A 21,085-nucleotide genomic window follows, 5' to 3' on the forward strand; every position below is an offset into this window, starting at 1 on the left:
AGAATGGACCTGACGCTGATCTGGAAGGCGCTGTTGATCGGCGTTGTCGAAGGTCTCACCGAGTTCCTGCCCGTCTCCTCGACAGGCCATATCATCCTCGCCGAGGAGGTGCTCCACTTCCAGGGGCCGCCCGGCAAGGTCTTCGAAATCGTGATCCAGCTCGGCGCGATCCTTGCGGTCTGCCTGCTCTATCGCGCGAAGATCTGGACCACGGTCGAAGGAGTCCTGCAGCGCGACAAGCGGGCCATTCGCTTCGCCACCGCCATCGCCGTGGCCTTTCTGCCGGCTGCCATCGTTGGCGTGGCGGCGCACAAATACATCAAGTCGGTGTTGTTCAGCCCGTGGGTGGTCGCCATTGCGCTGATCGTCGGCGGTATCGCGATCCTGCTGATCGAGCGCTTTGCGCAGCGACCTCGCATCAAGACGCTGGATGACGTCGACCTCAAGACTGCTTTGTACATCGGCCTCTGCCAGTGCCTTGCGATGATCCCCGGCGTGTCGAGGGCGGGGGCCACCATCATGGGCGCGCGGGCTTTCCGCGTGGATCGTGCGACGGCGGCCGAGTTCTCGTTCTTCCTGGCGATGCCCACGATGCTCGGGGCGACCGTTTACGATCTCTACAAGAACTGGTCGGCGCTGAGCTGGGAGCATGCCGGCATTATTGCGCTCGGCTTCGTTGCTGCATTCCTGTCCGCGATGCTCGTGGTCCGCGCCTTCGTGCGTTTCATCAGCCGCCACGGCTTCACCGTTTTCGCCTGGTACCGCATTGCAGTGGGCGCATTGGCGCTCACCCTATTGCTCATGCGTTGAACCTTTCGCCCCTCCGCCCACGCATGTGATAAGCCGCGCAATTCGGGCGGCACTCGGTGCCGACCCGCAACACGCGTTCGGAGTAAATCGCATGCAACGTCGTAAATTCATCCGCACGGCCGGCATCGGCACGGCTGCGGTCGCCGCCACCAGTACGCTGGCCGCACCGGCCATCGCGCAGTCGTCGCCCGAGTTGAAGTGGCGCATGGCGTCGAGCTTCCCGAAGGCTCTCGACACGATCTTCGGTTCGGGTGAACTGTTCACGAAATACGTGTCCGACGCGACAGACGGCAAGTTCCAGATCCGCTTGTTCGCCGCGGGTGAGATCGTCCCCGGCCTGCAGGTCGCCGACGCCGTGCAGAACGGCACCGTCGAGATGGGCCACACCGCGTCCTACTACTATGTCGGCAAGGACCTGACCTTCGCTCTGGACTGCGCCGTGCCGTTCGGACTGAACGCCCGCCAGCAGGATGCCTGGTGGAACTGGGGCGGTGGTCGTCAGGCGATGAACGAGTTCTTCAAGGACTACAACATCCACTCGATCCCGTGCGGCAACACGGGCGCGCAGATGGGCGGCTGGTTCCGCAAGGAAATCAAGACGGTCGACAACCTCAAGGGTCTGAAGTTCCGGGTCAGCGGCTTTGCGGGCGAAGTGCTCTCGAAGCTCGGCGTTGTGCCGCAGCAGATCGCCGGCGGCGATATCTATCCGGCGCTCGAGAAGGGCACGATCGACGCGGCGGAATGGGTCGGTCCGTACGACGACCAGAAGCTCGGCTTCAACAAGGTGGCGCCCCACTATTACTATCCCGGCTGGTGGGAAGCCGGTCCGCAGCTTTCGGCCTACGTGAACCTCGCCAAGTGGGCGGAACTGCCGAAGTCGTATCAGGCGATCGTCGAGGCCGCCGCCGCCAAGGCACACACGTCGATGCTCTCCCAGTACGATGCGCAGAACCCGAAGGCGGTTCGCGAACTGGTGGCGTCCGGCACCAAGCTGCTGCCGTTCTCGCCCCAGATTCTCGAAGCGTGTTTCAACGCCACCAACGACGTGTTCGCGCAGCTGAACGAGAAGAACCCGAAGTGGAAGAAGATCTTCGAGACGTGGAAGCCGTTCCGCGGCGAGGAGGTTCTCTGGTTCCGAGTGGCCGAGAACACGCTCGACAATTTCATGGCGCGTCAGTCGGCGGCCGGAAAGCTCTGAGGCGCGGCCTCCCGGATGGTACGGAAAACCCCGCTTCGGCGGGGTTTTCTTTGGCTACAGCTCGCCCGCAACTGCTTTTCATCGACCTTGCGTCGTGCGATAACGCGGCACCAGAAGGTGGTTCGCGCTGCGGAAGTGCGTTCAGAAGACAGTTTAGGGAGATTACTCAATGCAACGTCGCAAATTCTTGCGCACGGCCGGTGTCGGCGGCGCAACGGTCGCCGCTGCCGGCGTCCTGGCCGCTCCGGCGGTCGCCCAGTCGATGCCCGAAGTGAAGTGGCGCATGGCCTCGAGCTTCCCCAAGTCGCTCGACACGATCTATGGCGCGGGCGAGTACTTCGCCAAGCGCGTTGCGGCCCTCACCGACAACAAGTTCCAGATTCGTGTCTTCGCCGCCGGTGAAATCGTCCCCGGCCTGCAGGTCGTCGATGCCGTCCAGAACGAGACGGTCGAGTGCGGCCACACTGCCTCCTACTACTATGTCGGCAAGGATCCGACCTTCGCCTTCGACACGGCACTGCCGTTCGGCCTCAATACCCGCCAGCACAATGCGTGGGTCTATTTCGGTGGCGGTCTCGAGCTGATGCGGGACTTCTACAAGGAATACAAGATGACCTCCTTCCTGATGAGCCACACCGGCGCCCAGATGGGCGGCTGGTGGCGCAAGGAGATCAAGACCGTCGACGACCTCAAGGGCGTGAAGATGCGCATCGGCGGTTTTGCCGGGCAGGTCATGTCGAAGCTCGGCGTGGTGCCGCAGCAGATCGCCGGCGGCGACATCTATCCCGCCCTGGAGAAGGGCACGATCGACGCGGCGGAATGGGTCGGTCCGTACGACGACCAGAAGCTCGGTTTCAACAAGGTCGCGCCGTATTATTACTACCCCGGCTGGTGGGAAGGCTGTGCGGCGCTCTCGCTCTACTGCGGCGACAAGGCGTTCGATGCTCTGCCGCCGATGTATAAGGAAGCGATCGCCGCCGCTGCGGCTGACGCGGTGAGCTGGTCGGTCGCCAAGTACGACGCCCAGAACCCGCGCGCGCTGCGCGAGCTGGTGGCGGCCGGCACCAAGTTCCTGCCGTTCCCGCAGGCGGTGATGGAGGCCTGCTACAATGCCTCCAACGAGCTCTACGCCGAGACCATCGCCAAGAACCCGAAGTTCAAGAAGGTCTTCGATTCTTGGAAGCCCTTCCGGAACGAGGAGGTTCTCTGGTTCCGCGTCGCCGAGAACACGTTCGACAACTTCATGGCGCGCCAGTCGGCTGCCAACAAGCTCTGACCCCGGCTTCACGTCGGTTGAAAAGCCCCGCTTCGGCGGGGCTTTTTATTGCCTGTCCCCGGCGCCGAGGCGCCGAACATTGCAGATATTTAAGGATTTTCCGGCATGCGGGAGCTTTTCAAAGCCATTATCGCATGCCAGTGTTGCAACCGCTGAAGGGGGCCATGAAGGCTACCGTGGGAGGAACAAGGAACATGCAGCGTAGAAAATTCATCAGGACCGCAGGCGTAGGTGCCGCGGGTGTTGCGGCGGCGACCACGATCGCCGCGCCGGCCATTGCTCAGAGCATGCCGGAAGTGAAGTGGCGTCTGACGTCGAGCTTCCCCAAGTCGCTCGACACGCTCTACGGCGGCTCGGAACTTTTCGCCAAGATCGTCGGCGAAATGTCGGACGGCAAATTCCAGATCCGTCCCTTCGCCGCGGGCGAAATCGTCCCGGGTCTGCAGGTTGCCGATGCGGTGCAGAACGGAACCGTCGAGGCCGGACAGACCGCGGCCTACTACTATTTCGGCAAGCATCCGAACTTCGTGTTCGAGACCGGCCTGCCGTTCTCGATGAACCAGCGCCAGTATTATGCCTGGCTCGAGTTCGGCGGCGGTCATGAACTGATCAACGACTTCTACAAGGAGTACAACTTCCGCTCCTTCACCTTTGGCGGCACGGGCTGCCAGATGGGCGGCTGGTTCCGCAAGGAAATCAAGTCGATGGACGACATGAAGGGCCTGAAGTTCCGCGTCGGCGGCTTCGCCGGCCTGATCCTCACGCGCCTCGGCGTCGTGCCGCAGCAGATCGCCGGCGGCGACATCTATCCGGCGCTCGAGAAGGGTACGATCGACGCCTGCGAATGGGTCGGCCCGTACGACGATGAGAAGCTCGGGTTCAACAAGGTCGCCAAGTACTATTACTATCCGGGTTGGTGGGAAGGCGCGTCGGTCGGCTCGCTCTACATCAACAACGACGCGTGGGCGAAGCTGCCGAAGCCGTACCAGGCGATGGTCGAGGCCGCGGCTGGCCGCGTCACCTCGTGGATGGTGCCCAAGTACGATGCCGGCAATCCGCCCGCGCTGCGCCGCCTGGTGGCTGCCGGCACGGAGCTTCGGCCGTTCCCGCGCGCCGTGCTCGAGCCGTGCTTCCTCGAGGCCTACAAGTACTACGACGAACTCTCGGCCAAGGATCCGAAGTTCAAGAAGATCTACGACAACATGAAGGCCTTCCGCGCCGACGAGAACCTGTGGTTCCGCGTCGCCGAGAACACCTTCGACAACTTCAACTTCTCGATGTCGGCGCAGGGCCGATAGAGAGAAGACCACAAAGAGAAAGCCCCGCCGGTTGGCGGGGCTTTTTTGTTGCCTTCGGCCTACTTGAAGACCGGTGGCGCCGTGTCTTCCGATGGCGGTGCCTGAAGCTCGATCGTCACCTTGCTGGGATCGACGCCGTGCGGCTTGTCGAGGAAGAAGGTCACGGTCTGCGGCACGAAGATCACGATCGCCACCATGATGAGCTGCAGGACCACCCAGGGGATCGCCCCCCAATAGATGTCCGAACTCTTCACTTCCTTGGGCGCCACGCTGCGCAGGTAGAACAGCGCGAAGCCGAAAGGCGGGTGCATGAACGAGGTCTGCATGTTCACGCAGAGCATGACGCCGAACCAGATGAGAGCGGCATCGGCGCCCACGACCGGCGTGAGCAGCTTCTGCGCGACCGGCGCCAGCATCGGGATGATGATGAAGGCGATCTCGAAGAAGTCGAGGAAGAAGGCCAGGAAGAAGACGAAGAGATTGACGACGATCAGGAAGCCCCAGACGCCACCGGGCAGACCCGTCAGAAGATGCTCGACCCAGTGGCCGCCGTCGACGCCCGCGAACGAGATCGAGAAGCAGGTCGCACCCACCAGAATGAAGGCCACCATCGCGGTGATGCGCATGGTTGCCTGCATGGCCTGGACGATGAGGTCGCGCAGATCCTTCACCTGCCAGGCCCGCCAGCACAGCCAGATGACCGACGCGAACATGACGGTAAAGGCCACCTTGAACGCGAACGACTTGAAGGCAACGATGCCGATCAGCGAGCCGATGATGGCAGCGGCGCAACCGCCCAAGAACATCAGGCGGTCGAACTTGGTGAGCGGTGCATTGCGCACCACCGCCAAGACGATCGCACCGATGGTACCCATCGCGCCCGCCTCGGTGGGAGTAGCCAAGCCCATCATGATGGTGCCGAGCACCAGGAAGATCAGGACCGCGGCCGGGATGATGCCCCACGCGCACTTGATCAGGAGCGCCTTGCCAAACAGCGTCCGCGGCACTGGCGGAAGCGCGTCCGGCTTGACCAGCGTCAGATAGAACGTATAGGCGGCAAACAGCGCAATCTGCAGAAGTGAGGGGCCCCAGGCGCCCAGATACATATCTCCAACCGACCGGCCGAGCTGGTCGGCCAGGACGACGAGCACCAGCGACGGCGGCACGAGCTGTGTGATCGTGCCAGAGGCGGCGAGCACGCCCGTCGCGTAGCGCATGTCGTACTTGTACCGCATCATCACTGGCAGGGTGATCAGCGCCATGGCGATGACCTGGGCGGCCACGGTGCCGGTGATCGCGCCGAGGATGAAGCCGACGATGATGGTCGAGTAGCCCAACCCACCCTTCACCGGGCCAAAGAGCTGGCCCATCGACTCCAGCATGTCCTCCGCCAGCCCGCATTTCTCCAGGATCGCGCCCATGAAGGTGAAGAACGGGATGGCAAGCAGCAGCTCGTTCGACAGGATCGAGCCGAAGACACGGCCCGGGATGGCCTGCATGAAGGCCATCGTGAAGTAGTTCATCTCGATCGCGAGGAACCCGAAAAAGAAACCCACGGCGCAGAGCGAGAAGGCAACGGGGTATCCGATGATCATGAAGACGACGAGGCCGCCGAACATCAGCGGCGGCATCCAATCGAGCGGGATCATTGCGTCGGCCTCTCGTAGTGAGCTTCAAGACTGTCGACGGCATATCCGTTGAGGAAGGCGACGCGCTTGATGAGTTCGGAAAGGCCCTGCAGGGCGACCAGGGCGAAGCCGATGGGGAGTACCAGCTTGATCGGCCAGCGCAGGAGGCCACCGGCGTTCGAAGAGTGCTCGTAGACGTTGAACGACTGCATGAAGAACGGCCAGCTCAGCCACGCGAGGATGGCGCAGGTCGGCAGCAGGAAGACCAGAGCGCCGAGAATGTCGACCCAGAGCTGCCCGCGGCGGCTCAGCGTCATGTAGAGGATATCTACGCGCACATGCTCGTTACGCTTCAGCGTATAGGCTGCGCCAAACATCACGATGACGGCGAACATGTACCACTGCACTTCGAGCCACGCATTGGAACTCGAGTCGTAGGCGTACCGCACCATGGCGTTGCCCGCGCTGACCACACAGGCCAACAGGACAAGCCAGTTGCACACGACACCTATTTTTTCGTTTAACGCGTCGATCAGCGCGCTGAATGACAGCAACAAGCGCATCCCGTCTCCCCTGCTTGCGAGTTCTTATTGGGCCGGCAGTCCGTTCTCGCCGACGGACCAGCTTTATTAACGCGGTCCGCTGGGCGAGGCCAGAGGCTGCATTTGTTCATTCAGCAGACGAGGTGCGTCAAGTCGCTCCACCACCGATGCAGTGCCTATGTTGTAGGCAACTCCACCCAACCATCGGGGCCGAAAAACTCCAGCGGGCGGAAAGACTGCTTGTAGGCCATCTTGGTCGAATCGGCGATCCAGTAGCCGAGATAGACATAGGGCAGGCCTCGCCGGGCCGCGGCGGCGGCGAGCCACAGGATCATGTGCGTGCCGAGGCCGCGCCTCGGATCCTGGGGATCGAAGAAGCTGTAGACCGCCGAAACGCCGCTCGACAACCAGTCGACGAGACAGCATCCGACGAGCCTGCCGTCCGCCGAATCGTCCCGGAATTCGATGATGGCCGTCTCAACCGGGCTTTCTTCGACCATGGCGCGGTAGTCGTCGAAATCCATGTCCGCCATGTCGCCGTCGCGATGCCGTGTCAGCACATAGCGTGAAAACAGCGAAAATTGCTCGCCGGTCGCCAGGGCCTGCACTTCGGTTGAATGGACATGCTCGTTGCGGCGCTGGATACGGCGCTGTGCCCGGCTGGGCTCGAAATCCCGGACCCGGATGCGGACCGGGACACAGGCTCTGCAACCGTCGCACAGCGGCTTGTAGACGAAATGGTGCGAGCGGCGGAAACCGGCGTCGGTCAGCGTGTCGTGCTGGGAAATGGCATCGGGTCCGCTCAACTCGGTGACGAGCTTGGTCTCCAGGCGATGTGGCAGGTAGGGGCAACGCATCGCCGGCGTCGTGCGGAAGAACCGAAGGGACTGGATGTTCTGGCGGATGAACATGTGATTGCGGTTGCGAGTGTACGCCTCGGACCGGGGAAGGAAAGCGCCAGTTCCTAAACCGAAGGTCTATGGCGAGCCCGTGCCATCCGGCGAAATGGCTTCATTGCCAGTCGGAACAGCCTCGGCAGCAGCCATATGAGCAGAAGGACGAAGACCGCGAGCAGGCACAAAAAAGTGATCGGATGAGCGATCGCCAGCGCGAGCCCGCCGAAGACCGTGACGTCCTCGCCCAGCGAGGCGAGGACGTTGGTGAAAGGCTCCGGAGATGTATTGATCAGCGCCCGCGAACCGGTCTTGGCGACATGCGTGCCGGCGGCCAGCGTTCCGCCCAGCAGGCCGGCGATGATCGCGACTTCGGGGCTGAGGCCGCCCGCCGCGCCATAGGCCAGGAGGGCGCCGGCCGGAATGCGCACGAAGGTCTGCAGCGCATCGTTGATGCTGTCGACATAGGGAATTTTGTCGGCGAGAAAGTTGAGCGCAAACAGCAGTGCCGCCACGCCCAGCACCCAGGGCGAGCCTAGGACCAGGAGGTCTTGTGGCAGGGCCACGAGACCAAGTCGCTGTGCGCCTCCCAGGACGAGCACGGCGGCGTATGCGTTCAGTCCGCTGGCCCAGCCCGCTCCCAGGGCGATGGCGATGGCGGCGAGGGTTTCTGCACTCATGCGAGATCTCTAGAGCGCGCGCCGCGCCTTGAATGCGGTGGCCAGCGTACCGTCGTCGAGCCAGTCCAGTTCACCGCCGACCGGTACGCCGTGCGCCAGGCGGGTCAGGGGCACTTCGTGCTCGGCCAGCCGCTCAGCGAGGTAATGGGCCGTCGTCTGTCCATCGACCGTGGCGTTGGTCGCCATGATGACCTCCCGCACGCCACCGGCGGCGACGCGCCTCACGAGCGAGCCGATATTGAGTTCCTCCGGACCGATGCCATCGAGCGCCGACAGCGATCCGCCCAGCACGTGATAGCGGCCGGAAAAGATGCGCCCACGCTCCATGGCCCACAGGTCTCCGACATCCTCGACGACGCAGATGAGGCCGGCATCGCGGCGGGGATCGGCGCAGATCGAACAGGGGTCGATCGTGTCGAGGTTGCCGCAGACGCCGCAGGCGCGGATGGCGCGCGCGGCATCGGCCAGCGCCGCGCCCAGGGGCTGCATCAGGGTCTCGCGCTTCTTGAGCAGATGCAGCGCCACCCGGCGCGCCGAGCGCGGTCCGAGGCCCGGCAGGCGGCCGAGGAGCTGGATCAGCCGCTCGATCTCCGGCCCGTTCATCGGCGATGTCCTAGAGCTTGAAGCCCGGCGGCAGCGGCAGGCCGCCGGTGATGTCCCGCATCTGCGCCTGGACTGTTTCCTCGACCTTGCCGCGGGCATCGTTGGCGGCCGCCACGATCAGATCCTCGACCACGCCCTTGTCCTCGGGCTTGAACAGCGAGGCGTCGATCTCGATCCTGCGGGTCTCGTTCTTGCCGTTGACCGTCACCTTGACGAGGCCCGCGCCGGAGGAGCCCACGATCTCCAGGCGCTCGAGCGCCACCTGCAGGTCCTGCATCTTCTGCTGCATCTGCTGGGCCTGCTGCATCAGGCCGCCAAGGTCCTTGAGCTTGTCGAACATCAGTACTCGCTTTCCGGGATATCGTCGTCGGCGGGGTATTCTTCGGCGGGAGGCGGCTCGTCGGCCGTGAAATCACCCAGGCCGGAGACCAGGGAAGTCTCCTCGCCCTTGCGTCGCACGGCATCGAGTTTGGCGCCGGGGAACGTCTTCAATATGGCCATGACCAGTTCGTTGTTCTCGGCGGAACTGCGCAGCCCGTCGGCCTTGTCGGTCTTCTGCTGGGTGAGAGTCGGCTTGCCCTCGGCGCTGGAGACCGACGCGATCCATCGGCGACCGGTCCACTGGCCGAGCAGCTCGCTGAGGCGCGGCGCGAGATCGGCCGGTGCCCTCGGTTCGGGCCGGAATTCGATCAGGCCGGGCTCGCAGCGCACTTCGTGAACATGGTGCATCAGGCTGTGCACCAGCCGCGCCTCGCGCTTCGTCTCGAACAGCGCCACGACCTCGGTAAAGTTGCGCGGCGCTGGCATCGCCGGTTGGGTGGCAACGGCGGTCACGGGCTGGGTCGCGAGGCGCGCGGCGGCTCCGCCACCGCCGCCATTGGGCCGGGGTGCCATCGGTGCAGCCGCGCCGGCTGGAACGCCGCCGCCATTCTGCAGCGCCTTGATCGCGTCGCCGGGTGAGGGGAGGTCGGCCACGTAGCAGAGACGGATCAGCGCCATCTCGGCAGCTCGCAGCGGCGAAGGTGCGGCCAGCGTCTCCTGGAGGCCCTTGAGCAGAAGCGTCCAGGCCCGCGTCAGCGAGGCCATGCTGAGCTTGGCGGCCATGGCGAGACCCTGGGCACGCTCGCTGTCGGCCGTCGCGGCGGCGGCCTCGGGCGCCACCTTGAGGCGCGTGACCCAGTGGGTGAGTTCGAGCAGGTCCTGCAGGACGACGACGGGGTCGGCGCCGGAATCGTGCATCTCGCCGAGCGAGGCCACGACCGAGGGGGCATCGCCGCGCATCACCTTCTCGAACAGTTCGAGCACGCGGCTGCGGTCGGCGAGGCCCAGCATGTCGCGCACCTGCGCGGCATCGACGACACCGCCGCCATGGGCGATCGCCTGGTCGAGCATCGAGAGGCCGTCGCGCACCGATCCGTCGGCGGCGCGTGCCAGCAATGCCAGCGCCTCGGGCGATATCTCGACCTTCTCGGCCTGCGCGATCTTGCCGAAATGCTCGACCAGCGTTTCCTGCGGCACGCGCTTCAGGTCGAAGCGCTGGCAGCGCGACAGCACGGTCACCGGCACTTTGCGGATCTCCGTTGTCGCAAACAGGAACTTCACGTGCGGCGGCGGCTCTTCCAGCGTCTTCAGCAACGCGTTGAAGGCCTTCTCCGACAGCATGTGCACTTCGTCGATGATGTAGACCTTGTAGCGTGCCGAGACCGGGCGGTAGCGCACGCCCTCGATCAACTCGCGCACATCGTCGATGCCGGTGCGGGACGCCGCGTCCATCTCGATCACGTCGACATGGCGGTCCTCGGTGATGGCCTTGCAGTTGTCGCAGACGCCGCAGGGATCGACCGTCGGGCCGCCTGTGCCGTCGGCACCCACGCAGTTCAGCGCCCGGGCGATGATGCGCGCGGTCGTCGTCTTGCCGACGCCGCGCACCCCGGTGAGCATGAAGGCATGGGCGATGCGGCCGGTGGCGATGGCATTGCGCAGGGTGCGCACCATGGCTTCCTGGCCGACCAGGGTCGTGAAATCGACGGGACGGTATTTCCGGGCGAGGACGCGATAGGGGATTGCCGGGTCTTCGGAGCCCTTGGTGGCCTTCGCCATGGCGATCACCCGCTATTCTGCGCCGTGGCCCCATTCAGGCCCGGCGGTCATCGCGCCCGGGCCGCCCGCCCTCCGCGGCGGCGCGCGCAGGGGAACGGGTGAGAGACCGACATGACCCGAAGCGAATTCGTTACGGCTGCTTCCTTCCGGATCTGACCGGGTTGGCGACTGCTCCGCCCACATCGGCCCCTCGAGGCCGTTATATCAGGAGTCCGGCCGTCCGGCGCAAGGGCCGAGTGTGTGGTTGGGATAAGTTCAGTCAAACCATTGATTTACAATGGTCTTTTGTCAACCACGACGGTCGGCGGGGCGCCCCAGTCCCAGGTGGTCGCGCAATGTGGTGCCGGTGTAATCGGCGCGGAACAGTCCGCGCTCCTGCAGGATCGGCACGACGCACTGGGCGAAGGCGTCGAACTGGCCGGGGAAGAACGGCGGCATGACATTGAACCCGTCGGCGCCGCCCTCGCGGAACCACCGCTCCAGCACGTCCGCGACCTGGCTCGGCGTGCCGATGGGCAGCAGATGGCCGCGCGCCGCCGCGACCCGATGGTACAGTTCACGCAAGGTGAGGTTCTCCCGTCGCGCCATCTGGATCAGCAGGGCCGCGCGGCTTTTGAGATGCTCGGTCTCCGGCACGGCGGGCACCGGCCCGTCGAGCGGATGCACCGACATGTCGGCGCCCAGCCGTTCCGACAGGACGGTGAAGGCCTGTGCCGTAGCGATGTTGCGATTCAGTTCGGCGAAGATTTCCCGCGCCTCGCGCTCGGTCCGGCCGACGACCGGCATCACACCCGGCATGACCAGCGCGGCATCGGCGGTCCGTCCGCACTCCGCAAGCTGCGCCTTCACGCTGCGGTAGAAGGCCTGTGCCTCGCTGAGGTCGTTCTGGGCCGTGAACACCACGTCGGCGATTCGCGCCGCGAGCGCCTGGCCAGGACCGGAGGAGCCCGCCTGGATCAGGACGGGATGGCCCTGTGGCGGCCGCGGCACGTTGAGCGCGCCCTGGATCGAGAAGTACTTTCCCTCGAAAGCCGGCATGTGGAGGCTACCCGGGCGCACGAAGAGGCCGGCATGCTTGTCGGCAATGAAGGCGTCGTCATCCCAGCTGTCCCAGAGCAGGCGGCAGGCTTCGACGAATTCCCCGGCCATAGCGTATCGCTCGGCATGCGGCGGATGCTGGCGGCCGAACACGGCGCTCGATTTCGAATAGGCCGTCGTCACCACGTTCCACGCCGCGCGGCCGCCCGAGAGATGATCCAGCGAAGCGAAGGCGCGGGCCACGTGATAGGGCTCGGCGTAGGTCGTCGAGGCGGTTGCGGCGAGGCCGAGCCGCGTCGTGCTCATGGCCAGCGCCGAGAGCAGGCCCAGCGGTTCGAACTTGCCGATGGTCGACGGGTGCTCGCCGTAGCCCGTGGCGAAACCGTCGCCCAGGAAGAACATGTCGAATTTCGCCGCCTCGGCCGTGGCGGCGATGTGCTGCATCAGCGCCAGGTTGGGCGTGCGCGCATCGGCGTCGGGATGGCGCCATCCACCGACGTGATGGCCCGGCGTCTGCACGAAGACACCGAGGCGCAACTGGCGGGCCGATGGCTGCATGGCCGTCAGGCGCTCAGGGCGGCGTATCCCACGACGCCGGAAGCTTCCACGGCGAAATCCACGGTGACGGTGCCGGCTTTCTCGAAGACGAGGGTGACGGGCAGCGTGGCGCCGGCGACCAGAGGTGCCGTGAGGCCGAGCATCAGCAGGTGATACCCGCGCGGCTTCAGGACCTGCTGATTGGCTGGCGGAATAACGAGGCCGCCTTCGATCGGCTGCATCTGCAGCCGCGGTCCCTTGACCCGGATGGCATGGATCTCGATCGACGTGGCGGCCGGGCAGGAGGCCGACATCAGCCGGTCGGTCTCGCCTTCGTTGACCACGGTCATGAAGCCGCCAGCGATGTCCGACTGGGTTGAGGACGAGCGTGCCCAGGGTTTCACGATCTGCAATGACCCCAGGCTTGCGGCCGGAACTTCCTTTGGCTCAGAACGACGAAGCCACTTCAGCAATCCATCCTCCGCCGCACCTAGTGCGCGAAATAGTGCATGCCACCATCCACCGGAACGACCGCACCCGTGATGTAGCGCGCCGCCGGGGAGGCGAGAAAGGCGACGAGATTTGCCACATCCTCCGGCTCGCCGAAATACCCGATGGGGATGTTTCGCTCGATGAAGCTGCGGCGTGCTTCCTCTGTCGGATGGAGTTTCTGCAGGATCTGTTCGCTGTTGATCCGCCCTGGCTGAATCGTGTTCACCGTCACGCCGTCGGCGGCCACGTCGCATGACAGGCCCTTGGCCCACAGGTGCAACGCGGCCTTGGCGGCGATGGCGGCGTTGAGGCCGCGCGGCTCCATGGAGCCGCTGATGTTGACGACCCGGCCCCATTTGCGCGCCCGCATCGCCGGCAGCAGGGCCTTGGTGAGCAGGCGCGCGGCCGTGAAGTTGAGCGCGAAGGCTTCCTCCCAGATGTCCTCGCCGGCATCCGGCCCGGTCGGCCGCGAGCCGCCGGCGCAGTTCACCAGGATGTCGATCGGGCCGAGTGCCTTGATCGCCTCGGCGGCGATGCGCGCCAGGTCGGCCGTGTCGGTCACGTCGCCGGCGACCACCGTCACCCCATCGAGCCGCTCGATCTTCTCGGCGCGCCGCGCCGTGGCGATGACGCGTGCGCCTTGCTGAGCCAGGAGCCTGACGACACCGGCGCCGATCCCGGAGCTTGCGCCGGACACGAGGCAGGTCCGGCCTTCCAGTTGGTAATCCATCGTGCCTTGATGGAGCAGAAGTCGCATTCTGCCAATAGACACATCGTAAGACATGGGATTTGTGGGAGCACGCGATGGCGACGAGATTTGAGGGGCAGGTGGTGCTCGTCACCGGCGGCAACAGCGGGTTGGGGCTGGCATCGGCCAAGGCCTTCGCCGACGAAGGCGCGGAAGTCGTGATCTCCGGCCGCGACCGGGCGAAGCTGGATGCCGCGGTTGCCGAGATCGGTACGAAAGCGATCGGCATCGTGGCCGACGTTTCGCGCGTGCCGGATATCGCGGCCCTCATGCGCGAGATCGAGAGTCGCAAGGGACGGATCGACGTGCTGTTCGCAAATGCCGGAATCGCGCGCTTCGCGTCGATCGATTCGGTGACCGAGGCCGACTGGGACGGCTTGATGGGGACAAATCTGAAGGGCCTGTACTTCACGGTCCAGCAGGCCTTGCCGTTGATGCGGCGGGGCGGCGCCATCGTCCTCAATGCCTCGCTGGCGGCCAGCAAGGGAGTGCCGAACGCGTCGGTCTACTCGGCAAGCAAGGCCGCAACCCGCTCGCTGGGACGCAGTCTCGGGGCCGAACTCGTCGACCGCGGCATCCGGGTCAACGTGGTCAGTCCCGGTCCCATCGACACACCGATCTTCGAGACCTTCGCCACGGGCGCCGACGAGGTCGCCGCGACGAAGCGGCAATGGTCCGGCGACAATCCCATGAAACGGTTCGGCACGGCCGGGGAGGTGGCGCGTGCCGTCCTTTTCCTTGCGTCGACCGAAGCCAGCTACATCACAGGCATCGAGCTTGCCATCGACGGCGGCGCCGCGAGCTTTTGACCGAGAGGCCTATCGCCTGTCTCGTGCCCTCTGCGTCGCCGCGGGATCGATGGCGCCTTTGGCCGACACCACCACGCCATAGTCCCTGAGCGCGGTCTCGACTGAGATCATGCCGTCGAGCACATCGTCCGCCACCTTGGCGGGATCGCGCTCCAGCGGGTTGCCGTAGCCGCCGCCGGCCGGGCCGTAGCAGACGAAGCGTCCATCCTTGCCGATGTTCATGTGCGGCACCTTCGAGGGCAGCGCGCGGTCGGCCTGGCCGGGCACCATCAGGTCGAGCCTGGCCGGCATGCCCTCGCTGCCACCGAGGAACCCCCAGGGCCGGTAACGATGGCCTTCGCCTTCGACCGAGGCGCCGCCGTCGCTCAGGAAGGCGAACTCGCGGACCGATCCCAGGCCGCCGCGCCATTTGCCGGCGCCGGCCACGTCCTCGCGCAGTTCGTAGCGCAGCACACGAAGCGGCAGGTGGGTCTCGATGTCCTCGATCGGGTTGTTGCGCGTGTTGGCGTAGAGCGTGTCGACGGCATCCATGCCGTCCTTGCCGAGGCGTCCGCCGTAGGAGCCTTCGAAGATCTCCATGTGCACCCAGTGCGTCTCGTCCTTGAGGCCGGAGAAGGCGATGACCTTGAGGTTGCCGATGCCGGCCGAGACGTTGCCCGGCATGGCCTGCGACAGCGCCTTCATCACCGTGTCGGCGAGCTGGTTGCCGGGGCAGAAGCGCGCGATGGTCGGGGCGGGGAAGGTTGGGTTGGCGAGGCAGCCCTTGGGCGCCACGATGGTGATCGGCCGCAGGAGACCCGCATTCACGGGAATGTGGCCGTGGACTTCGGTGTCGAGCAGCACCGATCGGATGGTGAGCCAGATCGCGATGTCGGCGGTGCCCTCGAGCGGCATGTTGATCGGCCGGTCGGGCACCTGCGGCGCCGTGCCGGTCAGATCCACCACCAGGGATTCGTCCTTCTTGGTGATGGTGACGACGATCGGGAGTTCCTTCTTGGAGGGATCGTCGCTGTCCAGATAGCCGTCGATGGCGGTCTCGGCGCGATAGATGCCGTCGGGCAGTTTGGCAATCGCCTGACGCATCAGCCGCTCGGCATGATCCATCAGCGCGTCGCAGGCCTGCTCGAAGGTTTCGAGCCCGTAGCGTTCCACCAGTTCGACCATGCGCTCCGCGCCGATGCGGGCGGCGGCCACCTGGGCATCCATGTCGCCGACCACGAGGTCGGAGGCGCGGATATTGTCGCGCACGATCTGCCACACCGCGTCGTTGCGGACGCCGCGGTCGTAGACCTTGATCGCCTTGAACTGCAGGCCCTCGGCATAGGCGTCGATCGCCTCGACGATGCCGCAGGAGCCGGGCGACAGCGCGCCGATGTCGAGATGATGCGCCGTCGTTGCGGCGAAGGCGATGAGCCGTCCTTGCACGAAGACAGGCACGATGAAGGCGACGTCGGGTCCGTGGCTGGCGCCGGAATAGGCATCGTTGTGCATGATGACGTCGCCGGGCCGTATCGTGTCGCCGCGCTTCTTCAGGATACGCTGGATGCCCCGCACATAGCCTGGGATCGGACCCGACTGCAGCGGCGTCGATTGCGCCGATTCGGCAAGACCTCTGCCTTCTGCGTCGACGAGGGCTGCCCCGAAATCCTCCGACTCGCGGATGATCGAGGAGTAGCTCATGCGCATCAGCTTGTAGCCCATCTCGACGGCGATATTTTCGAGCGCGCCCTGGATCACGCTACTGGTGATCGGGTCGATGCGGTCGGGCTTGGTGGCGGGCTGGCGGATGGCGGCGGTGCTCATTGCTTGGCCTCCTTGCGGATCATGAGATTGCCGGCCGTGTCGGCCTCGAAGCTGAAGTGTGGCGGCACGACGGTCGTGGTGTCCATCTGGAGCACGATGGCGGGGCCGGGAATGCGCTCGCCGACCGGCAGCAGGTCGCGGCGATAGAAGGTCGTGGGGTAGTCGGCGAGCTTGCCGTCGACGCGGAAGGTGCCATTGCCGAAGCTGACCGTCGCTGCTGCGAGCGAGCGGGCGCCATCGAGGACGGGTTTGGCGATGGTGGCGGCGCTGGCCGCACCCACAAGGCGCAGGTTCACGATCTCGATCGCGGAGTCGGCGAAGTGATGGCCGTATTCCCGCTTGTGGACCTCGTGGAAGGCCTCAAAGGCCTTTGCGAGGGCAACCTCGTCGATAATCCCTTGGGGGAAGGTGACCCGGAGTTCGTAGCCCTGACCGACATAGCGCAGGTCGCCGCGTCGCTCGAACGTCACCTTGGCGAGATCGATGCCGTCGGCGGTGAAGCGCCCGGCCAGTTCCCTGGTCATGGCATCGAAGTCGGCGTTGATGCGTGCGAGATCGGCGGCGCCCGACACCTGGAAGGAGGTCCGGATGGCGTCGTAGCGCAGGTCGCTGATCAGCAGGCCGACCGCCGACGTGATGCCCGGATGCGGCGGCACGATCACCTCGGTCACGCCCAGCATGTCGGCCACTTCCGCGCCATGCAGCGGCCCGGCACCCCCGAACGCCACCAGCGTGTAGTTGCGTGGATCGATGCCCTTCTGGACCGTGCGAGAGCGGATGGCGTTGGCCATGTTTGCGTTGATGAGCGTGATGACGCCCTCGGCGGCCTCGCGATCGGGAAGGCCGAGTTCGCGCGCCAGCTCGCCGATCACGCGACGGGCCGCGATCTCGTCGAGCGACATGCCGCCGCCCAGGAAGTTGCCGCCGTCGAGCCGGCCCAGCACGACGTTGGCGTCGGTCACCGTGGCGCGCGTGCCGCCACGGCCGTAGGCGGCGGGGCCGGGTACGGCGCCGGCCGAGCGCGGACCGACCTTGAAGGCGCCGGCCGGGTCGACGAAGGCAATGGAACCGCCGCCGGCGCCGATCGTGTGCACGTCGATCATGGGCACCAGCACGGGGAAGCCCGCGATCCAGGTGTCGCGCGCCGTCGCCTCGCCGAAGCCGCCTTCGGTGACGATGCCGATGTCGGCCGAGGTGCCGCCGACGTCGAAGGTGATGAGGTTGCGCTTCTCCGACAGCGCGCCGGCCCAGTCGCCGCCGATCACGCCGGCGGCCGGACCCGAGAGGAGGGTGAGCACCGGCCGCTCGGCCACCATGGCCGGCGTCGCGACGCCGCCGTTGGAGGCCATGATGCGCAGGTCGGCCTTGAAGCCCGAAGCCTCGATCTCCGATTCGAGGCGCGTCACGTAATTGCGCACCTTGGGCCCGACGAAGGCGTTCATGGCCGTCGTCGTGAAGCGCTCGAACTCGCGGAACTGCGGCGACACCGAAGAGGAGGTGGTGGCGAAACACTCCGGATACTCCTCGCGCACGATCTCCATGGCGCGCGCCTCGTGGCTGGCGTTCAGATAGGAGAAGAGGAAGCAGATCGCGATGGCCTGCACACCGGCTTCCTTGAGTTCGCGCACGGCCTGGCGCACGCCGTCCTCGTCGAGCGGCTCCAGCACCTCGCCGCGTGGCGGCACGAGGCGCTCGGTGACAGTCTTGCGATGGCGCCGTTTCACCAGCGGCCGGTCCTGCCAGGGAATGTCCTGCATGATGGAGTAGTGCTGCGGCCGCTGATGGCGGCCGATATGCAGGATGTCGCGGTAGCCGCCGGTGGTGATCATTCCCGTCACCGCGCCGTCATGCTCGAGAATCGCGTTGGTGGCGATGGTCGTGCCGTGGAACACCGTGTCGATCGTCTCGCGCGCGATCGAATACTTGTCGCAGAGGGCCATTAGCCCCTGCACGACGCCACGCGAGGGATCGTCCGGCGTGGTCGAGATCTTGTGCACGCCGGTGCGGCCGGCCTCGGTGTCGGCAAAGACCAGATCCGTGAAGGTGCCGCCCACGTCCACGCCGATCAACCGCATCGCTGCCTCCTTTTGCCTGCGCTGGCCACAGGCGAGCAAGAGCCGCGCCAACGCCCTGCTGTCGCCGCCCTCCGTGCCCGGGAATTCTACAGTGCTGGCATGGGGCTTGCTTGCCACTGGGCATGGCCAAGCCGCCGGACATTGAACTCGTTTCCCTGACCAAGCGCTACGGTGATACGGTGGCGGTCGATTCGATCGGCCTGCGCATCCCCGCCGGCTCCTACTGCTGCCTGCTCGGCCCCAGCGGCTGCGGCAAGACCACGACCCTGCGCATGATCGCGGGCCACGAGGAGGTCTCCGAGGGCGACATCATCCTCGGCAGCGAGAACATCACCGTGCTCCCTCCGGCGGCACGCGGCACCGCGATGATGTTCCAGAGCTACGCGCTCTTTCCGCATCTCGATTGCACCGAAAATGTAGCCTTCAGCCTCAAGATGCGCGGCGTCGACAGGGAGACGCGCCGGTCCCGCGCGCTCGACATGCTGAAGCGTGTCCACATGGAGGCCTATGCCGGGCGCCTGCCGTCGCAACTCTCGGGCGGCCAGCAGCAGCGCGTGGCGCTGGCGCGGGCGCTGATCACCGATCCGCAGGTCCTGTTGCTCGACGAGCCGCTGTCGGCGCTCGATCCCTTCCTGCGCATCCGGATGCGGGAGGAACTGAAGAGCCTGCAGACGCGGCTGGGCATCAGCTTCATTCATGTGACCCATAGCCAGGACGAGGCGATGGCGCTGGCCGATCTCGTCGTGGTGATGAACGGCGGCAGGATCGAGCAGGCAGCGCCGCCGCGTGAAGTCTTCAACAGGCCGGCCTCCGCCTTCGTCGCCAAGTTCATCGGCGGCCACAACGTGCTGCCCGCGGCCGTCGCTCGCGCAGGCGCGGGCGAGGGGCCGTTCGTCGCCATCCGCGCCGACCGGATGTCTGTGCAGGCGGGCACTTCGGGAGAGGCCGGCGTCACGTCGCTGCAGGGCGTGACGCGCTCCGTCGAATATCTCGGGTCGACCGTGCAGGTCGGCATCGATGTCACCGGGCTCGAAACGCTGTCGGCCACGCTGTCCGAGGCGCGCTTCGATGCTTCGCCGGTGCGGCCCGGCGAGCCCGTCATTCTGTCGTGGAAACCCGAGGACGTTCACGTGCTGGGACGTTGAGGGGTCGTTGAGGGAGACGGCCCCGCGCCGTCGCAGTTGAAGGAGGAACGAGATGGCTCGGAAATCGAATGGCGGCATCGGCCGTCGCAGGATGCTCAAGGGCGCGGCTGGCATCGCGGGCGCGGCCGTCGGCAGCGGCGCGATCACCGGCTTTCCGGTGATCTGGGCCCAGAACAACAAGAACATCGTTCTGCGCCAATGCGGTACCGGCGTGTCGGCGATCAACGAGATCGCGGAGAAGTGCAAGGCCGATCTCGGCATCACGCTCCAGATGACGGCGTTGGACTCCGACGCCGTCGTGCAGCGCGTCGTGACGCAGCCCAACTCATTCGACATCGGCGACATCGAATACTGGATGATCAAGAAGGTCTTCCCGGCCAACACGCTGCAGGCGATGGACGTGAAGAAGATCAAGCTGTTCGACAAGATCGTGCCGATCTTCACCACCGGCAAGCTGAAGGCCGACAGCGTCATCGCCCAGGGCACGGCGCCGAGCACCGTCAGCTTCGTGGAAGGCGCGGGCTCGACCAAGTTCGCCAAGGGCCAGACCCAGTGGTTCACCGCGGTTCCGACGATCTACAACGCCGACACGCTGGGCATCCGTCCCGACCTGGTCGGCCGCAAGATCGAGAACTGGAAGGACATTCTCGATCCGAAGTTCAAGGGCAAGACCTCGATCCTGAACATCCCGTCGATCGGCATCATGGACGCCGCGATGATCTGCGAATCGGCCGGCATCGTGAAGTACGGCGACAAGGGCAACATGACCAAGGCGGAGATCGACAAGACCATCGATTTCCTGATCAAGACCAAGAAGGAGGGGCAGTTCCGTGCTTTCTGGAAGACCTTCGACGAATCGGTCAACCTGATGACCTCGGGCGAAGTCGTGATCCAGTCGATGTGGTCGCCGGCCGTCTCCGCCGTGCGCGGCAAGGGCGTGCCCTGTGTCTATCAGCCCCTGAAGGAAGGCTATCGCGCCTGGGGCGGCGGTCTGTCGCTGGCCAAGCATCTGCAGGGCGCGCAACTCGACGCCGCCTATGACTACATCAACTGGTACCTGTCGGGCTGGGTGGGCGCGTTCCTCAATCGCCAGGGCTACTACTCGGCGGTGCTGGACACGGCCAAGGCCAACATGACGGCCGACGAGTGGGGTTTCTGGATGGAAGGCAAGCCCGCCCAGGGCGACATCAAGAACCCGCAGGGCCAGGTCGTCGAGAAGGCCGGCGCGGTACGCGACGGTGGATCGTTCTACGACCGCATGGGGGCCGTCGCCTGCTGGAACGCGGTGATGGATGAGGACCGTTACATGGTCCAGAAGTGGAACCAGTTCATCGCGGCCTGAAGTCGAAGCCCCTTCATATTCCTCTCCCCCGTTAGGGGGAGAGGTTAGGTGAGGGGGCGAGTCGAAGT

19 protein-coding genes and 1 other RNA gene are annotated in these 21,085 nt (G+C 65.4%); 7 read left to right on the forward strand and 13 right to left on the reverse strand.

All coding sequences use genetic code 11. From position 1 onward, the window contains the following. Positions 1-3: 3 nt before the first annotated feature. The 4 genes from KQ910_RS21400 to KQ910_RS21415 all read left to right on the forward strand — a co-directional run bounded on the left by KQ910_RS21400 (position 4) and on the right by KQ910_RS21415 (position 4,582). A complete protein-coding gene (locus KQ910_RS21400; protein ID WP_216965062.1) occupies positions 4-810 on the forward strand; it encodes an undecaprenyl-diphosphate phosphatase in 807 nt (268 codons plus the stop codon). 91 nt (positions 811-901) lie between these two features. Next, positions 902-2,008, forward strand: coding sequence for a TRAP transporter substrate-binding protein (locus KQ910_RS21405; RefSeq protein ID WP_216965064.1), 1,107 nt, complete (start codon positions 902-904; stop codon positions 2,006-2,008). Between the two features lie 169 nt (positions 2,009-2,177). Next, positions 2,178-3,284, forward strand: coding sequence for a TRAP transporter substrate-binding protein (locus tag KQ910_RS21410; RefSeq protein WP_216965066.1), 1,107 nt, complete (start codon positions 2,178-2,180; stop codon positions 3,282-3,284). Positions 3,285-3,478: 194 nt separating this feature from the next. Then, positions 3,479-4,582, forward strand: coding sequence for a TRAP transporter substrate-binding protein (locus KQ910_RS21415; protein WP_216965068.1), 1,104 nt, complete (start codon positions 3,479-3,481; stop codon positions 4,580-4,582). Between the two features lie 59 nt (positions 4,583-4,641). Here KQ910_RS21415 and KQ910_RS21420 read toward each other — a convergent pair whose 3' ends face one another. The 11 genes from KQ910_RS21420 to KQ910_RS21470 all read right to left on the reverse strand — a co-directional run bounded on the left by KQ910_RS21420 (position 4,642) and on the right by KQ910_RS21470 (position 13,825). Further along, the gene (locus tag KQ910_RS21420; RefSeq protein ID WP_216965070.1) at positions 4,642-6,231 is read right to left on the reverse strand and encodes a TRAP transporter large permease; all 1,590 of its coding nucleotides are present in this window, start codon (positions 6,229-6,231) and stop codon (positions 4,642-4,644) included. Next, positions 6,228-6,773: a TRAP transporter small permease subunit gene (locus tag KQ910_RS21425; protein ID WP_216965072.1), complete on the reverse strand. Its 546-nt coding sequence runs from the start codon at positions 6,771-6,773 to the stop codon at positions 6,228-6,230. Before KQ910_RS21425 ends, KQ910_RS21420 begins: the two co-directional genes overlap by 4 nt. Positions 6,774-6,928: 155 nt before the next feature. Beyond that, a complete protein-coding gene (locus tag KQ910_RS21430; RefSeq protein ID WP_216965074.1) occupies positions 6,929-7,663 on the reverse strand; it encodes an arginyltransferase in 735 nt (244 codons plus the stop codon). Positions 7,664-7,716: 53 nt separating this feature from the next. Continuing rightward, on the reverse strand, positions 7,717-8,325 hold the full coding sequence (locus tag KQ910_RS21435) for a DUF4126 domain-containing protein (RefSeq protein WP_216965076.1): 609 nt from the start codon (positions 8,323-8,325) through the stop codon (positions 7,717-7,719). A 9-nt stretch (positions 8,326-8,334) separates the two neighbouring features. Continuing rightward, positions 8,335-8,928: a recombination mediator RecR gene (gene recR / locus KQ910_RS21440; protein ID WP_068199960.1), complete on the reverse strand. Its 594-nt coding sequence runs from the start codon at positions 8,926-8,928 to the stop codon at positions 8,335-8,337. 10 nt (positions 8,929-8,938) lie between these two features. Next, complete coding sequence (locus KQ910_RS21445) at positions 8,939-9,268, reverse strand: YbaB/EbfC family nucleoid-associated protein (RefSeq protein WP_216965078.1); 330 nt, start codon at positions 9,266-9,268, stop codon at positions 8,939-8,941. Continuing rightward, positions 9,268-11,028, reverse strand: coding sequence for a DNA polymerase III subunit gamma/tau (locus KQ910_RS21450; RefSeq protein WP_216965080.1), 1,761 nt, complete (start codon positions 11,026-11,028; stop codon positions 9,268-9,270). Before KQ910_RS21450 ends, KQ910_RS21445 begins: the two co-directional genes overlap by 1 nt. A 97-nt stretch (positions 11,029-11,125) precedes the next feature. Continuing rightward, an RNA gene (gene ffs, locus KQ910_RS21455) (signal recognition particle sRNA small type) lies at positions 11,126-11,220 on the reverse strand. 96 nt (positions 11,221-11,316) lie between these two features. Further along, positions 11,317-12,624, reverse strand: coding sequence for an LLM class flavin-dependent oxidoreductase (locus KQ910_RS21460; RefSeq protein WP_216965082.1), 1,308 nt, complete (start codon positions 12,622-12,624; stop codon positions 11,317-11,319). A 5-nt stretch (positions 12,625-12,629) separates the two neighbouring features. Next, complete coding sequence (locus KQ910_RS21465) at positions 12,630-13,007, reverse strand: copper chaperone PCu(A)C (RefSeq protein ID WP_216965084.1); 378 nt, start codon at positions 13,005-13,007, stop codon at positions 12,630-12,632. 86 nt (positions 13,008-13,093) lie between these two features. Then, positions 13,094-13,825, reverse strand: a complete 732-nt coding sequence (locus KQ910_RS21470; RefSeq protein WP_216965086.1) for an SDR family NAD(P)-dependent oxidoreductase — start codon at positions 13,823-13,825, stop codon at positions 13,094-13,096. Positions 13,826-13,899: 74 nt separating this feature from the next. Here KQ910_RS21470 and KQ910_RS21475 point away from each other — a divergent pair, with 74 nt between their 5' ends. Further along, the gene (locus KQ910_RS21475; RefSeq protein WP_216965088.1) at positions 13,900-14,652 is read left to right on the forward strand and encodes an SDR family oxidoreductase; all 753 of its coding nucleotides are present in this window, start codon (positions 13,900-13,902) and stop codon (positions 14,650-14,652) included. Between the two features lie 9 nt (positions 14,653-14,661). Here KQ910_RS21475 and KQ910_RS21480 read toward each other — a convergent pair whose 3' ends face one another. Both KQ910_RS21480 and KQ910_RS21485 read right to left on the reverse strand, forming a co-directional pair. Further along, the gene (locus tag KQ910_RS21480; RefSeq protein WP_216965090.1) at positions 14,662-16,455 is read right to left on the reverse strand and encodes a hydantoinase B/oxoprolinase family protein; all 1,794 of its coding nucleotides are present in this window, start codon (positions 16,453-16,455) and stop codon (positions 14,662-14,664) included. After that, positions 16,452-18,530, reverse strand: a complete 2,079-nt coding sequence (locus KQ910_RS21485; RefSeq protein WP_216965092.1) for a hydantoinase/oxoprolinase family protein — start codon at positions 18,528-18,530, stop codon at positions 16,452-16,454. The genes KQ910_RS21480 and KQ910_RS21485 overlap by 4 nt, the downstream gene beginning before the upstream one ends. A gap of 122 nt (positions 18,531-18,652) precedes the next feature. On the opposite strand from KQ910_RS21485, the gene KQ910_RS21490 reads away from it, so the two are divergent. Together KQ910_RS21490 and KQ910_RS21495 are read left to right on the forward strand one after the other, a co-directional pair. After that, positions 18,653-19,675, forward strand: a complete 1,023-nt coding sequence (locus KQ910_RS21490) for an ABC transporter ATP-binding protein (protein WP_216965094.1) — start codon at positions 18,653-18,655, stop codon at positions 19,673-19,675. A 52-nt stretch (positions 19,676-19,727) separates the two neighbouring features. Continuing rightward, complete coding sequence (locus KQ910_RS21495) at positions 19,728-21,017, forward strand: ABC transporter substrate-binding protein (RefSeq protein WP_216965096.1); 1,290 nt, start codon at positions 19,728-19,730, stop codon at positions 21,015-21,017. The last annotated feature ends 68 nt before the right edge of the window (positions 21,018-21,085 follow it).

The organism is Reyranella humidisoli, assembly GCF_019039055.1.
GTDB classification, from domain to species: domain Bacteria; phylum Pseudomonadota; class Alphaproteobacteria; order Reyranellales; family Reyranellaceae; genus Reyranella; species Reyranella humidisoli.